This is a genomic window from Streptomyces rhizoryzae, from assembly GCF_023155275.1.
Classification (GTDB): domain Bacteria; phylum Actinomycetota; class Actinomycetes; order Streptomycetales; family Streptomycetaceae; genus Streptomyces; species Streptomyces rhizoryzae.
Genome location: NZ_JALMUV010000016.1, coordinates 1 through 14,053, shown reverse-complemented (window position 1 = coordinate 14,053; position 14,053 = coordinate 1). Strand labels below are relative to the sequence as shown.

Sequence of the window (14,053 nt, the reverse complement as noted above, 5' to 3'; positions counted from 1 at the left end):
CACGCCGGCGCGCCGCCCGGGCCCCAGAGGCTGCCGTCCCCCATGATCGCCAGCGAGGCCTGCGGCGCGGCGATCCGGTGCGCCATCGCCAGCACGTCCGGACCGCTCATCCAGTCTCTCTGAACTAAGACCGTGTCCTATGTGGTGAGGCGGACGAGTCGCTTGTAGCAGCACAGGGCTGCGGCGAGACCGAGAAAGGCCAGGTAGTTCCGGGGGTTGCGTTCATAGCGGGGACTGAGCCGGCGGTAGCCGGACAGCCAGGAGATGGTCCGCTCGATGACCCACCTTCGCCGGCCCAACCGTTCGCTGGACTCGATGCCTTTACGGGCGATCCGCACGCCGATGCGCTTGCCGCGTCACCATTTCCGCAGGTGAGGCACGTCGTACGCCTTGTCCGCATGGAGACGTTGGGACTTGAAGCAGCGGCCGCGGTGGGGGTCGTGTCTCGTTTGGTGACCGGCCACCATCGGCTTCAGCCCTTCGCTGTCGTGGACGTTCGCGGCGGAGACGCCGACGAGAAGGGGCAGTCCGTTCGCGTCCGACAGGATGTGCATCCTGGAACCCGGCTTACCCCGGTCCACGGGGCTCGGACCTGTGTGGCCGCCCCCTTTTTAGCGCGCACGTGGGCGGAGTCGAGGATCACGCGGGAGGCGTCGATAAGCCCTGCGTCGTCGAGCCGGTGCAGGATCGCTTCGTGCAGTCGGCCCCAGACCCCGGCCCGCGACCAGATCAAGAACCGGCGGTGGGCGGTCGACTTCGAGATCCCGAAACACGGCGGCAGGGCCCGCCAGGAACAACCGCTGACCAACACGTAGATGATCGCAGCGAACAGCGTCTCATCAGGCGTGTCCTGCGTCCCACCGCCCTGTGGCCGCACCTTCGACGGCGGGATCAACGGCTTCACGATCTCCCACAGTCCGTCCGGAACAATCCAACTCCACGTACCCCGCCCCATACGCTAACCAACGAGAGATCACCACATAGGACACGGTCTAAGACGTCGTTTCTGATGGCTCTTGGACGGTGTCGCGGAGCCAGATGACGATTGCTGCGACGGTGACGGTGCCGTTGAAGATGTAGTCGCGTTTGTCGTACCTGCTGGCCACCGCGCGGTGCTGCTTCCACTTGCTGACGCAGCGCTCGACGGCACTGCGGCGGCGGTACTGCATCTTGTCGAAGGCTGGAGGACGTCCGCCGGCCTGGCCCTTGCGCTGGCGGTTGGCCCGCTGGTCCTCGGGCTGCGCGATGGTCGCCTTGATACCCCGCCTTCGCAGGTAAGCACGGTTGTCGTAGCTGGAGTGCGCCTTGTCACCGCGGACACGATCCGGACACGGCTGCGGGGCCGACCCGACCCACGCCGTCGGATCCGCAGGCCCTCCAGCGCGGGGATGAACATGGGGCTGTCGCCTCGCTGGCCTGGAGAGGTCTGCCAGGTCAAGGGACGAGCCCGATCATCGGCCAGCAGATGGACCTTGCCGGTCAGTCCGCCTCGCGAGCGCCCCAGCGCCTCACGCCCCTCTGTGTCCACACGCGCACCGCCCCCTTTTGCGGAAAGTCCCGCGGTGGCCGACGACGCGCACCGGCCGCGTGCTGGTGAGCCCGGCAGGACGTGGAATCGATGGTCACCGCCCACTCCCGACGACGCGGCACACCTTCCTTCTCGACGTCCTTGGCCAGGGTCCCGTCGGGGTCGGTGGCGTCTGCCTCGATCTGTAACTCGGTCAGGATTTGCTGCCAGGTTCCGTCAGCTGACCAGCGGCGGTGGCGTTCGTAGACGGTCTGCCAGGGGCCGTACCGTTCAGGCAGGTCCGGCCAGGGAACACCGGTACGGGCCCTGAACAGCACCCCGTTGACCACTATGCGGTGATCGGCCCACTGCCCGCCAGGCTTGCCATTGACGGGCAGTAAAGCTTTGATCTTCTGCCACTGCGCGTCCGTGAGCTCATGTCGCCGCACCATATGACGCAACTGCCCAGCCAGAGCACTGATCCACCACCCCAGCAAGAGCCATCAGAAACGACCTAACGCCGTTCGCTGCCCGCCAGACCGCTGCCGCTGCCGTTGCCACTGCCGCTGTCACTGCCGGCTTCCTCGGCGGCGCCGTCTTCCTTGGCGCCCCCGTTGTCCTTGGTGCCACGGCTGTCGCTGGCACCCTCCGGCTCCCGGCCCTCGGGGGCCGGGCTGCCGCTCACGGCGTCCGCGTTCCCGCCGCGCTCCGCCGCCGGTTCACCGCCGGTGCGGTGGCGGGTGGCGATGAGGTAGGCCAGGGAGGAGAGGATCAGGGCGGCCGAGACCCAGTCGTTCAGGCGCAGCCCCAGGAAGTGGTTGGCGTGGTCGATGCGGAGGGCTTCGATCCAGACGCGTCCCGCCGCGTACGCCAGGACGTAGGTGGCGAAGAGCCGGCCGCGCGGGAACCGGTAGCGGCGGTCCAGCCAGAGCAGCAGGGCCATGACGCCGATGTCCCACAGGGATTCGTAGAGGAAGGTCGGGTGGTAGAAGGCGACCGTGGGGCTGTCCGGCGGCCGGTGGGCGGGGTCGATCAGCAGTTTCCACGGCAGACCGGTGGGCGCGCCGTAGAGCTCCTGGTTGAAGTAGTTGCCCCAGCGGCCGATGCCCTGGGCGAGGACCAGGCCGGGGGCGACCGCGTCGGCGAAGTCGGCCAGTTTGATCCCGCGGCGGCGGCACCCCAGCCAGGCACCGAACGCGCCCAGCGCGACCGCACCGGGGATACCGAGCCCGCCGTTCCAGACGTAGAGCGCCTCGATGGGGTGCTTGCCCGGTCCGAAGTACAGCTCCGGGTCGGTGATCACGTGGTACAGCCGGCCGCCCAGCAGTCCGAACGGCACCGCCCACATCGCGATGTCGGCGACCTCCTGCGGATCCCGGCCACGCGCCGCCCACCGGCGCTGCGACAGCCACACCGCCACGAAAATGCCGAGGAGGATGCAGAGCGCGTACGCGCGGATGGGCACGGGGCCCAGGTGCCAGACCCCTTGGGAGGGGCTCGGCAGATACGCCAGGTTCATACGGTCGACCGTTCTCACGGCGGGCCCGGCGATCTGCCGGGAGGGACGGGCCCGAGGTTACATCGGACACCGAAATTCCACCCAGGATGACCGGTGGACGCCGTGGGTAAAGTGCCCACCATGCCCCCGCAGTCACCTTCCCACCTCCCTGCACACCGGACGGGGAGTGCCACGGATTCCCGTCTGCTGACCGAGGCCGTCACCCGCCTGCGCCGCGCCCTGCGCGCCTCGATCCGCACCGACTACCCGTGGGAGACGCTCCCCATGGCCCAGGTCGAGCTCCTCCAGGTGCTCGCCGAACACTCACCGGCCCGCATCGGGGACCTGGCGGCCCGCCAGCGCCTGGCCGCCAGCACGGTCAGCGGCCTGATCGGGCAGATGATCAGCGCCGGACTGGTCGCCCGCGGTGTCGATCCCGCGGACCGCCGCGCTTCCGTCGTCACCCTGACCGAGGCCGGCCGGGAGCAGCTCACCGCCTGGACCCGCGCCCACGAGAACCGGCTGGACGCCGCGCTGGAGTCGCTGGACGAGCCCGACCGCACCGCCGTCCGGGCCGCGCTGCCCGCCTTGTTCCGCGTCGCCGAGTTCCTGGAGGAGGGCGCGGGCGGGGAGTGACGGCGGGGGCGGCGGGGACAGCGATGACGGCGGGCCGGGACCGGTGAGCGCCGTGCCGCGGGGCCGGCCGCCGTCCGGCCCACCCATCGGGTACCAAATATTTCGGTACCCGATGTAATGTGGTAAGGGAAGGAGGCGGCGGCACCCACGGCTGCCCCTGGACCCGACCGACGTCTTTCCCACAGGGGGACGCTGTGACTGGCCGAAGCACCGGTAGCACGCTGCGTCGCCGCCTGGTTCCGGCGGCCCTGACCACCGAACGTCCGCGCCCGGAGCGGATACGCCGCCGCCCCGGAGCCTGGTGGCTGGCCATCGCCACGGTGTGCTTCGGCGCCTTCATGGGCCAGCTCGACGCCAGCATCGTCACCCTCACCTACACCGGCCTGCGCCAGGAATTCGGAGCGCAGCTGGCAGCCGTGGAGTGGGTCTCGCTCGCGTACCTGCTCACCCTCGTCGCCCTGCTCATCCCCGCCGGCAGACTGGCGGATGCGCACGGCCGCAAGCTGTTCTACCTGTACGGGTTCGTCGTCTTCACCGCCGCGTCCGCCGCCTGCGGACTGGCACCCTCGCTGGGCACCCTCATCGGGTTCCGGGTCCTCCAGGCCGCCGGTGCGGCGATGATGCAGGCCAACAGCGTGGCCCTGGTCGCCACCAGCGCACCGCGCGGGCGGATGCGCACCGCCCTGGGGGTCCAGGCCGCCGCCCAGGCACTCGGCCTGGCGCTGGGCCCCACCGTCGGCGGGGCGCTGGTCTCCACCCTGGGCTGGCGCTGGGTGTTCGGCGTCAATGTTCCGGTCGGCGTGCTCGCCCTGGTCGCCGGCCACTACCTGCTCCCCCGCACCCGCAGCAGACAGCACACCACGGGCTTCGACCGGTCCGGTTTCGTCCTGCTGTCCGTGGCCACGACCGCGGGACTCCTGGGCGTCTCGGCGGCCTCCGGTCTCCCCGTGCCGGGGTGGGCGGTCGGTTGCCTGTTCGCGCTCAGCGCCGCTTCGGGCTGGGCCTTCGCCGTCCGGCAGCGACGCGCCGCGGCGCCGCTCCTCGATCTGTCACTGCTGCGCCGGCGGGCGGTCTCCACCGGCCTCCTCGGCGCGCTCAGCGGCTACCTGGTGCTCTTCGGTCCCCTCGTCCTCGTCCCCGTCGTCCTGGGGCAGGCGGGGTACTCGGAACTGACCGCGGGGGCGGTGCTCACCGCGCTGCCGGCCGGTTTCGCGGCGGCGGCCACGACAGCGGACCGGCTCCTGCCGCCGTCCCTCACCGACCGCGGCCGGTGCCTGCTGGGCGCCGCGCTCTGCACAGGCACCCTCGCCGCACTGCTCACCACCCCGTTCACCCCTGCCTGGCTCGCCGTACTGCTCGCCCTGCTGGGACTGGGACTGGGCACCTTCACCCCGGCCAACAACACACTGATCATGAGCGCCGTCCCCACCGCCTCCTCCGGGACCGGCGGCGGACTGGTCAACATGACCCGCGGCCTGGGCACCGCGCTCGGCGTCGCCCTCGTCACCCTCGCCCTCCACCTGGCCCCCGCCGGCGCCCCCCTCGACGGCCCCCGGTGGGCACTGCTCGTCCTGCTGGCCGCCGCCGCGCTCACCCTGCTCGCCGCCTGGCTGAGCCCGGCGCCACGGGGGATGCGGCACCCTCGGCCGTGACCGGGCGCGAGCGCTGGTGGGCGCCGACCGACCGCTCGGCCACCGCCGATATTCACTGCCGTAGGGCAGCCGACACCGGCAAGATCGGCGCATGCCCCTTGCTCGCGTCTCACCGGACGTCTCCCTCGCGTACGAGACGTTCGGCGACCCCGCCGACCCGCCCGTCCTGCTGGTGATGGGATGCGGCGCGCAGCTGCTCGCCTGGGACGAGGACTTCTGCCGCGCACTGGCCGACCGCGGCCGCTACGTGATCCGTTACGACAACCGCGACTGCGGACTGTCCACCACCTTCGACGCGCACCCCGTCGACATGGGCCGGTTCATCGCCGCCGTGAGCGCCGGAGACCTTGCCTCCGCCCAGGCCATGGTGCCTTACACGCTGGCTGACATGGCCGCCGACGGACTGGGCCTGCTCACCGCCCTCGGCATCGAACGGGCCCACGTGGTCGGGTCCTCGATGGGCGGAATGATCGCCCAGCGGATGGCCATCGCCCAGCCGGCCCGCGTGCTGACCCTGACCTCCATGATGTCCTCCACCGGTGAACCCGCCTACGGCCGGCCCACCCCCGAGGCGGAAGCGGTCCTCCTGGCGCCGAAGCCGGCGGACCGCGCGGGCTACCTCGCAGCGGCCGAACGCGAACTGGTGTGGGCCTCCAGGCGCTACGGCGACCCCGCGGCCCTGCGCGAACTGGCCGCCGCCGGCTACGACCGCGCGTACTACCCGGCCGGCATCGCGCGGCAACTGGGCGCGATGCTCCTCGACGGGTCGCGCGCGCAGGCGCTCCGGACGCTCCGGGTGCCCACGCTGGTGATCCACGGCTCGGACGACGCGCTGATCACCCCGAGCGGCGGCGAACGCACCGCCGCCCTCGTCCCCGGAGCACAGCTCATGCTGATCCCCGACATGGGCCACGACCGGCCGCGCGCCCTGTGGCCCCGGCTCCTCGACGCCCTCCAGGCACACACGGACTGACCGCGGCGGCCGGGCGCAGCGCGGGAGCGGGGCTCGGCCCCCGCGACCGTGCCGGGGTCACGCCCCGTCAGGCCCGTCGAGGAACCGCAGCAACACGGCGGCCTCCTCGCGGAGCGTGGCGGCCCGGTCGGCGTGCGCGGGCGCCGTCAACTGCGCGGCCGCGGCCAGTCGTTCCTCGACCTCGGCGCGCACGATGGCCACCTCGGCGCCCTCACCGAGCTCACGCCGCGCGACGTCGGTGGTGCCGACGCCGACCGGCGAGTGCTCCAGGGCCGCACCGCGCCGCGCGGACGCGTCCACGGGCACCGCCTCGGCGTTGTCCAGTGCGGCGAGCGTCGAACGCAAGGCACTGACCGCGGCCTTGTCTCGGGCTCGCATCGCTTCCGGCAGCGCGTGACGCATACGAAGACGTAGGGACATGCCGGTGACCTTATGGGCGTTCCCCCGGCCCGACAACGGGATATCCCCGTGCGCGGCCCCGGCCGGACCGCACCTCCGCTCCCCCTCCCCCTCCCCCGAAGGAGCCACCCCCGCTCCCCCGACACAGCGATGCGCGGCCGCGCCCGGGCCTGAGAACGTTCGGCGACCGGCGCAGACCGCTTCCTGAACGGCCGGCGCCGGCACGGCCGTTGCGCCACGCCACCGCCCGGCCCCGGAAAGGACATCGTGAAACCCACGCCCACCCCGCTCACCGGCATACCCGCCTCCCGGCCCGCGAGGATCGGGGCGGCCGCCTGGCTCGTCGCCACCGCGCAGTTCCTCCTCGTCCAAGTGGTCGTGGGAGCTGCCTGGCCCACGCCGTACAGCTGGGCCGGGAACAACATCAGCGACCTCGGCAACATCCACTGCCGGATGTGGGACGTCTCCCGCCCGCGCTACGTCTGCTCACCGCTGCACGACGCGATGAACCTCTCCTTCGCCGTGCACGGGGTGCTGCTGCTCCTCGGCATCCTGGCGACCGGCGCCCACTGGGGCCGCAGCCGGCTGTCGCTCTGTGCCCGCGTTCTGCTTGCCGCCGGCGCCGGCGGATGGGTCCTGGTCGGCTGCGTCCCCGCGGACGCCGATGAGAACCTCCATGTCCTGGGCGCGTTGCTCATCATGGGGCTGGGCAACCTCGGGCTCGTCTGCACCGGATTCCTCCCGGGGAATGCGCTGTTCGGAAGGTTGCGGCCGGTCAGCGTCTTGCCGGCGGCCGCCGCGGTCCTCGCGGCGTGGCTGTTCTTCGGTCAGCACGATCCCGGGCTCGGGCTCGGCAGCCTGGAACGCATCGCCGCCTTCGCGGCCGACGCCTGGACCGTCGTCATGGCCCTCGCCCTCTTGCGCACCCCGCGGGCGGCCGGCGCGCCCTGACCGCCGCCGAGCCACCACCACCCCGCACCCGGCCGTGACGTGCCTCACACACTCCCCGTGTCACATCCAGGCCGCCCGCTCCCATCTGGTGGGCGTCAGTGAGCGAGCCGAGGAGGACGGAACGATGAACGTACGGCAGGAACGCGGCACGGCGGCCGCGGCGCACCGCGTGGTGATCCTGGGAGCGGGTTACGCCGGCCTGGCCGCGGCCGTCCAACTCGCGGCCCGGGCCGGGCGGAACGGCTCGGTGCGGGTGACGGTGGTGAACGCGCAGGAGCGGTTCACCGAGCGCCTGCGGCTGCACATGGCGGCGACCGGCCGGCAGCTCGCCGAGCTGAGCATCCCCGCCTTGCTGGCGGGCACCGGGGCGCAGTTCGTACAGGGTTGGGTGACCGCGGTGGACGCGGACGCCCGGACGGTGCGGATCGACGACCGCCAGGCACTGGGTTACGACACGCTGGTGTACGCGTTGGGCGGGGTCGCGGACACGTCCGCGGTGCCTGGCGCGGCGGACCACGCCTACACCCTGGGCGGCGCCCAGGACGCCGAGCTGCTGGCCGACCGGCTGGCGCGGCTCGGCACCGGCACGGTGGTGGTCGCGGGCAGCGGACTGACCGGCGTCGAGTCGGCCGCGGAGATCGCCGAGCGCTACCCGCGGCTGACCGTGGTGCTGCTGGGCAGGCAGGAGCCCGGAGCGGCCATGAACGCGAAGGCGAAGGCGTATCTGGGCGCCGCCCTCGACCGGCTGGGCGTGGCGGTGCGGGCCGGCGTCGAGGTGGTCAGGGTACTGCCGGACGCGGTCGAACTGGCCGGCGGGGAACGCGTCGCCGCCGACGCGGTGCTGTGGACGAGCGGCACCCGCGTCTCACCGCTGGCGGCGGCCGCCGGACTGGCCGTCGACGGGCACGGACGCATCCTCACCGACGCCGCACTGCGGTCGGTGTCGCACCCCGACGTGTACGCGGTCGGTGACGCGGCCGCGATCCGGCAGGGCTACGGCGTCCTGCACGGCACCTGCCAGGGCGGTATGCCGACGGGGGTGCACGCCGCCCTGTCGATCGGCCGGACGCTCCGGGGCAAGCAGCCCAAGCCGTTCCGCTTCGGCTACTACCACACGCCGGTGAGCCTGGGGCGCGGTGACGCCGTGGTGCAGTTCACGCACCCGGATGACAGTCCGCGCCGGATCTGCCTGACGGGGCACCTGGCGGTCCGGTACAAGGAGACGGTGACCGCTTCGCCCTGGCCGACCTACGGCCGTATGAAGAAGATGCCCGCCTCGGGTGCGTTCTGGCCCCGCGGGGGCCGCTTCTCCCGCCTCCGGGAGGTCCGGTGACCACCCCACCGGCCCACCCCGACCAGCAGGTCTTCCACAGCCACCGGCGGCTGCTGTTCTCCGTGGCCTACCGCCTCCTGGGCAGCGCGGCCGACGCCGAGGACGCGGTCCAGGACGCCTGGATCAAGTGGTCCGCCGCGGACCGCTCACAGGTGGCCGACCCCAAGGCATACCTGACCCGGATCGTCTCCAACGTGGCGTTGGAACGGCTGCGTTCCACCCGCCACCAGCGCGAAACGTACGTGGGGCCGTGGCTGCCGGAACCCATCCTCACCGGCCCGGACGCCTCCCAGGCAGTCACGGACGCCGAATCGGTGTCCACGGCGATGCTGGTGGTCCTGGAGACCCTCAGTCCGCTCGAACGCGCGGTGTTCGTGCTCAACGAGGTCTTCGGCTTCCGGCACGCCGAGATCGCCGAGGCGGTGGAACGCTCCGAAGCGGCGGTGCGGCAGGCGGCGCACCGGGCCCGCGCGCACGTGCGGGCCCGGCGGCCGCGGTTCGCCGCCGACCGGTCGCGACAGCGCCAGGCAACCGAGCGGTTCGTCGCCGCCGCGACCGGCGGGGACGTCAACGCCCTGATGGAACTGCTCGCCCCGGACGTCACGCTGTGGACCGACGGCGGCGGCAAGGTCCGCCAGGCACTGCGTCCGGTGGTGGGCGCGGCCACGGTGGCCGCCTGGTTCGCGGCCCTCGGCACCATCACCTACCAGGGCGTCGCCCCCGCAGACATGACGGCCGAACTGGTCGGGATCAACGGCGGCCCCGGCCTGGTGTTCAGCGGCCCGGACCGCGTGATCGCCACCGTGACCTTCGACTTCGGCCCCGACGGCCGCATCACCGCGCTCCACAACATGGCCAACCCCGACAAACTCCGCGCCGTCACCACCGGCACGACGTACGACATCCGGACCCGGTGAGGGCTCGGCGGGGCACCCGGGCACCGGCCGGGCCGACCACGCCCCGAGCGTGCTGCCGCCCCGTCCGGACGCCGGCCCCGCGCTGCGGGGTGCCCGGCCGCCCACCAGCCCCTCGCCGCCCGCGGCTCAGGCGGGCAGCGGGTCCGGGGCCGGGCCCGGAGAGGGGCCGGGCGTAGGAGGCGTCGGGGCGGGCGGGACCGGGTCCGGCTCCGGGCCCGGAGGCGGCGCCGGTACGGGATCGGGGCCTGGCGCGGGGACCGGCCCGGGGGCAGGCCCCGGCTGCGGACCGGGCGGCCCCGGCGCCGGTCCCGGCGTGGGCGGCACCGGATCGGGCCGCGTGGGATCGGCTGCTCCTGCGGACTGCGTCACTGTCATGTCGTCCTCCTTCCCGTCACGTTGCCCCTCCTTCCCCGAGGAAGAGCTTCCCCACCCACCGTACGACGCCTGCCGCCCGGCACCTGGGCACCCGGCCTCGCCGCTCGCCGCCCGGGCCCTTCCTCAGGCTCGGGCGCGGGCGCAGTCCGCCAGGCGGTCGGCATGGGCGAGGACGAGACCGCGCAGTTCGTCGGGGCGCTCGATGACGAACGGCCGGTCGAGTGAGGCCAGTACCGCAGGCAGCCAGTCGAGCCGCTCCACCCGCAGCTCGACCCGCAACCAGCGCTCGGCGGCGGGCGCCTCTGCGGCCGCGCGCTCGTCCCCCTCGCCGTGCTCGTGGTCGTGGACGCGCGCGTGTGCCTGCTCCCGCCCGGGCCCCTCCGCCCCGTCGTCCAGGATCGCGACGGCGGCGGGGAGACGGTCCCTGATGTGGTCAACTGCCGCCTGGATGCGCAGCGTTACCCGATGCCGGTACGCGGCCGTGGCGAACCCTGACAGCACGCGCTCCGCCGGATCGGTGTCGTCCTCGGGTGGCGCGAACGCGCCGGGCAGGGTCCTGGCGTCCGCGATGCGGTCGAGCCGGAAGGTGCGGTCCTCGCCGATCCGGGCGTCCCTGCCCGTGACGTACCAACGGCCCGCGTGCGAGACGATCCCGTAAGCGTGCAGCGTGCGTTCACTGGGCCGCCCGTCGCGGTCGGTGTACCGGAGCGAGACCGGTCGGCGGTGCCGTACCGCATCGGCGAGGGTGAGCAGGACCCCGGCATCCGGAGGGGCGGACCCGCCTGGCCGGTCCGTGAAGGCCAACGACTCCAGGAGCGTGTCGAGCCGGCGGGTGAGGTGCCTGGGGAGCACCCGGCGGATCTTGGCCGCTGCCGTCTCGCTCGCCGTGCGCTCGGCCGTCGCCAGCCCCGCGCGGCGGCCGGCGACCAGGCCGAGCAGGACGGCCAGCGCCTCGTCGTCGCTGAGCATGAGCGGCGGCAAGCGGTACCCGGCGCCGAGCCGGTACCCGCCGTACCGGCCGCGTACCGACTCCACCGGCACCTCCAGGTCCACCAGCTGCTCCACGTACCGCCGGACGGTGCGCCCGTCGACGCCGAGCCGGTCGGAGAGTTCGGCCACGGTCCGGGTGCCGCCGGACTGCAACAGCTCCAGGAGTGTCAGCACGCGGCCGGTGGGACGAGACATGAGCGCAACCTATCGCCAATACAGGACCGATTCTGTCCCCTATTCCTCCTAGCCTGCGGAACGCACGACTTCAGCGCAACCAAGGAGATCCCGTGGACTTCGTCTCGATCCGCATCATCGCCAGCGACGTCGCACGCCTCGTCGGCTTCTACGAGCGCGCCACAGGCATCGCAGCGGTGTGGGCCACCGAGGAATTCGCCGAGCTCAGGACGCCGCACGCCACCCTCGCGATCGCCGGCACCGGCACCGTCCCGCTGTTCGCCCCGGGCTCCGCCCGCCCGGCCGCCAACCACAGCGTGATCGTCGAGTTCCGCGTCGAGGACGTGGACCGCGTGCACCAGAACCTGACCGACCTCGTCAGCGACTTCGTCACCGAACCCACCACAATGCCCTGGGGCAACCGCGCACTGCTGTTCCGCGACCCCGACGGCAACCTCGTCAACTTCTTCACCCCCGTCACCGCGGCCGCGATCGAAAGGGCCAACCGCTGACGGCGGACCCGGTCCACGAGCCGGAGGCTTCCAGCCGCCCGCCGGCCCGGTCCGGACTGGTCCGGTCCGGTCCGGTCCGGCCGGGATTCGCAGGCCAGGACGTCCTTCCTCGCACGCTCCCCACCCTTCGGGTTGCCGAAACGGCAAGAAGCTTTGCCCCACCGGCCGGCGGCACCGCACCGTCTCCCCAGCGGCCCAACTCCCCACCCGGGCCCGCCCCTTGCACCCCGACGAAGAGAGAATCACCATGCCCGCCAGCAGCGACTCCGCCACCTTCTGGGAGCACCACTACACGCACCTCGACGCCCAGTGGGGCACCGGCCCCAACGCGGTCCTGGCCGAACTCGTCGCCGACCTCGCACCGTCCCCCGCCCGGGCCCTGGACCTGGGCTGCGGCCACGGCGGAGACGCGATCTGGCTCGCCACCCGCGGCTGGGACGTCACCGCCGTCGACGTCTCGGCCACCGCCCTGCGGCGGGTCGTCTCAGGCGCCGAGGCCAGCGGCGTGGCCGACCGCATCCACCCCGAACGGCACGACCTGTCCCAGACCTTTCCCGCAGGCGAGTTCGACCTGGTCGCCGCCAGCTACTTCCACTCCCCCGTCGAGATCCCCCGCGCACACGTGCTGCGCCGCGCCACCGCCTCGGTGGCACCCGGCGGACTGCTGATCGTGGTGGAGCACGCCTCGGTGGCGCCGTGGTCCTGGCAGGCGGGCGAGGACGTGCACTTCCCCACTCCGGACGAGGTGCTGGCCGGCCTGCGGATCGGCGACGACTGGCACGTCGAGCGGTGCCACGCCCCCGAACGCACCGCAACCGGCCCCCAGGGCCAGACCGCAACCGTCACCGAGAACGTCCTCGCGCTACGCCGCACGCGCTGAAACCCCGCAGCCCGCAGGCGGTACGCAGAAGGCAGGAGGCGGGCGGGCGCCTACCCCGGGGAAATGCCGGCCGGCCTCGGCATGGCACCGGCCGACCCGCCCGCGCCATCCAGTATCCAGGAGCAATGACCCTTCGACACCCGGTGGACCGGGGTGGCAGCGAACGTGGGCGGTTCGCCGAACTGGCCGAAAGAGCATCCCATTTGACCAGTTCCCCGTTGTTCTTCACGGTGTGCCTCGCCCTGGTCGCCCTCTTCGTTGCCGTCCACCTCGCCCACCTGCCCTTGGACGTGCAGTTGCTGGCCGGGCATTTCCTGTCCGCGGTGACCCTGCTGCTCCTGGCGCTGCTCAAGAATTCCGAGCTCCGGGCGGAACACGCCATCCAACGGAAACTCGACGCGGTGGCGGCCGCCCTGCTGGAGTCCCACGAGGGGCAGCAGGGCGGCAAGGCCGCGGAGGACCTCAGAAAAGCGATCCGCCTGGACGAGGAGACCTGACAGCGGACCTCGGGGAGGCCCCACGGGCCACCCCTGGGCCCGCCGGAGACCTTGCCCGTTTCGGAGACCTTGGCGCGAGATCGTTCGCGGCACGCCCGATACCTGCGGCACGCGGTGCTCTACGGCGTGAGCAGTGCTCTCGCCCGCCCCCGGGATCACCCGAACCCGAGATCACCCGAACAGGGTCAGACGCCAGGAAATGGGGTATTCCACCCAAAAGGGCGAATCCCGCGTGAAAGGAAGGACCTCCCATGACGTCCTCACCGCACTCACACTCCCCCACCATGGGCGGCCACCCCGAACTGGCCGAGATGCGTGACCGGCTCGAACGAACGGCTTCGAGCGGCACCGCCGTGGCGACCGAGGGACTGGTCCTACTGGCCGGTATCTACGCCGCGATATCGCCGTGGATCGTGCACTTCTCGGCCACCGCCGGCAGCCTCACGATCAACAACTTGATCGTGGGTCTCACCGCGGCCTTCATCGGGGCGGGACTGGCACTCGCACCGGTCCGGATGTTCCGGCTGGCGTGGACGCTCGTCCCCCTGGGCGTGTGGCTCATCATCTCGCCCTGGGTGGCGACGGCGACGCACGGCGCCGGGACCGGGGTCATCTGGAACAACGTCGTCACCGGCGCGGTCATCTGCCTGCTGGGACTGGCAACCGCCGGGATGACCATCACCGTGACCCGTGGCGCACGCCACGGACACACGCCACTGACCACACCCCACTGACACACCGGGAGGAGCACCCGGAAGC

General features: G+C 72.4%; 13 protein-coding genes and 2 pseudogenes. 10 read left to right on the top strand and 5 right to left on the bottom strand.

Annotation, left to right across the window (positions count from 1 at the left end; genetic code table 11):
• Positions 1 to 137: 137 nt before the first annotated feature.
• The 3 genes and pseudogenes from MUU72_RS15140 to lgt form a co-directional block, all read right to left on the bottom strand.
• A pseudogene (locus tag MUU72_RS15140) lies at positions 138 to 955 on the bottom strand (IS5 family transposase).
• A gap of 37 nt (positions 956 to 992) precedes the next feature.
• A pseudogene (locus MUU72_RS15135) lies at positions 993 to 1,959 on the bottom strand (IS5 family transposase).
• Positions 1,960 to 2,021: 62 nt separating this feature from the next.
• Positions 2,022 to 3,026 carry a prolipoprotein diacylglyceryl transferase gene (lgt, locus tag MUU72_RS15130; protein ID WP_248013767.1) on the bottom strand — a complete coding sequence of 335 codons (1,005 nt, stop codon included), beginning with the start codon at positions 3,024 to 3,026 and terminating at the stop codon, positions 2,022 to 2,024.
• Between the two features lie 120 nt (positions 3,027 to 3,146).
• On the opposite strand from lgt, the gene MUU72_RS15125 reads away from it, so the two are divergent.
• From MUU72_RS15125 to MUU72_RS15115, 3 genes are all read left to right on the top strand, one after another.
• Entirely contained in the window at positions 3,147 to 3,641 is a 495-nt protein-coding gene (locus MUU72_RS15125; RefSeq protein WP_248013766.1) for a MarR family winged helix-turn-helix transcriptional regulator, read from the top strand.
• A gap of 194 nt (positions 3,642 to 3,835) precedes the next feature.
• A complete protein-coding gene (locus MUU72_RS15120; protein ID WP_308403823.1) occupies positions 3,836 to 5,293 on the top strand; it encodes an MFS transporter in 1,458 nt (485 codons plus the stop codon).
• A gap of 91 nt (positions 5,294 to 5,384) precedes the next feature.
• The gene (locus MUU72_RS15115) at positions 5,385 to 6,266 is read left to right on the top strand and encodes an alpha/beta fold hydrolase (protein ID WP_248013765.1); all 882 of its coding nucleotides are present in this window, start codon (positions 5,385 to 5,387) and stop codon (positions 6,264 to 6,266) included.
• A 57-nt stretch (positions 6,267 to 6,323) separates the two neighbouring features.
• Here the strand turns inward: MUU72_RS15115 and MUU72_RS15110 are convergent, their stop codons facing one another.
• Positions 6,324 to 6,644 (bottom strand): GatB/YqeY domain-containing protein, encoded by a 321-nt coding sequence (locus MUU72_RS15110; RefSeq protein ID WP_248013764.1) that lies wholly within the window; start codon positions 6,642 to 6,644, stop codon positions 6,324 to 6,326.
• 288 nt (positions 6,645 to 6,932) lie between these two features.
• Here MUU72_RS15110 and MUU72_RS15105 point away from each other — a divergent pair, with 288 nt between their 5' ends.
• From MUU72_RS15105 to MUU72_RS15095, 3 genes are all read left to right on the top strand, one after another.
• Positions 6,933 to 7,616 carry a DUF998 domain-containing protein gene (locus tag MUU72_RS15105; RefSeq protein WP_248013763.1) on the top strand — a complete coding sequence of 228 codons (684 nt, stop codon included), beginning with the start codon at positions 6,933 to 6,935 and terminating at the stop codon, positions 7,614 to 7,616.
• A gap of 124 nt (positions 7,617 to 7,740) precedes the next feature.
• Complete coding sequence (locus tag MUU72_RS15100; protein WP_248013762.1) at positions 7,741 to 8,949, top strand: NAD(P)/FAD-dependent oxidoreductase; 1,209 nt, start codon at positions 7,741 to 7,743, stop codon at positions 8,947 to 8,949.
• A complete protein-coding gene (locus MUU72_RS15095; protein WP_248013761.1) occupies positions 8,946 to 9,866 on the top strand; it encodes an RNA polymerase sigma-70 factor in 921 nt (306 codons plus the stop codon). The genes MUU72_RS15100 and MUU72_RS15095 overlap by 4 nt, the downstream gene beginning before the upstream one ends.
• Before the next feature lie 498 nt (positions 9,867 to 10,364).
• Here MUU72_RS15095 and MUU72_RS15090 read toward each other — a convergent pair whose 3' ends face one another.
• The gene (locus MUU72_RS15090; protein ID WP_248013760.1) at positions 10,365 to 11,426 is read right to left on the bottom strand and encodes a helix-turn-helix transcriptional regulator; all 1,062 of its coding nucleotides are present in this window, start codon (positions 11,424 to 11,426) and stop codon (positions 10,365 to 10,367) included.
• 92 nt (positions 11,427 to 11,518) lie between these two features.
• Here MUU72_RS15090 and MUU72_RS15085 point away from each other — a divergent pair, with 92 nt between their 5' ends.
• The 4 genes from MUU72_RS15085 (at position 11,519) to MUU72_RS15070 (ending at position 14,028) form a co-directional block, all read left to right on the top strand.
• A complete protein-coding gene (locus MUU72_RS15085; RefSeq protein ID WP_248013759.1) occupies positions 11,519 to 11,917 on the top strand; it encodes a VOC family protein in 399 nt (132 codons plus the stop codon).
• Positions 11,918 to 12,164: 247 nt separating this feature from the next.
• Positions 12,165 to 12,797, top strand: a complete 633-nt coding sequence (locus MUU72_RS15080; RefSeq protein WP_248013758.1) for a class I SAM-dependent methyltransferase — start codon at positions 12,165 to 12,167, stop codon at positions 12,795 to 12,797.
• 203 nt (positions 12,798 to 13,000) lie between these two features.
• Positions 13,001 to 13,294: a hypothetical protein gene (locus MUU72_RS15075; RefSeq protein WP_308403822.1), complete on the top strand. Its 294-nt coding sequence runs from the start codon at positions 13,001 to 13,003 to the stop codon at positions 13,292 to 13,294.
• Between the two features lie 251 nt (positions 13,295 to 13,545).
• Positions 13,546 to 14,028, top strand: coding sequence for an SPW repeat protein (locus MUU72_RS15070; RefSeq protein ID WP_248013756.1), 483 nt, complete (start codon positions 13,546 to 13,548; stop codon positions 14,026 to 14,028).
• The last annotated feature ends 25 nt before the right edge of the window (positions 14,029 to 14,053 follow it).

Bases quoted from the DNA above. Each gene is read 5' to 3' on its own strand.
- lgt (WP_248013767.1), bottom strand. From the start codon at position 3,026: ATGAACCTGGCGTATCTGCCGAGCCCCTCCCAAGGGGTCTGGCACCTG.
- MUU72_RS15125 (WP_248013766.1), top strand. From the start codon at position 3,147: ATGCCCCCGCAGTCACCTTCCCACCTCCCTGCACACCGGACGGGGAGT.
- MUU72_RS15115 (WP_248013765.1), top strand. From the start codon at position 5,385: ATGCCCCTTGCTCGCGTCTCACCGGACGTCTCCCTCGCGTACGAGACG.
- MUU72_RS15110 (WP_248013764.1), bottom strand. From the start codon at position 6,644: ATGCGAGCCCGAGACAAGGCCGCGGTCAGTGCCTTGCGTTCGACGCTC.
- MUU72_RS15100 (WP_248013762.1), top strand. From the start codon at position 7,741: ATGAACGTACGGCAGGAACGCGGCACGGCGGCCGCGGCGCACCGCGTG.
- MUU72_RS15090 (WP_248013760.1), bottom strand. From the start codon at position 11,426: ATGTCTCGTCCCACCGGCCGCGTGCTGACACTCCTGGAGCTGTTGCAG.
- MUU72_RS15080 (WP_248013758.1), top strand. From the start codon at position 12,165: ATGCCCGCCAGCAGCGACTCCGCCACCTTCTGGGAGCACCACTACACG.
- MUU72_RS15070 (WP_248013756.1), top strand. From the start codon at position 13,546: ATGACGTCCTCACCGCACTCACACTCCCCCACCATGGGCGGCCACCCC.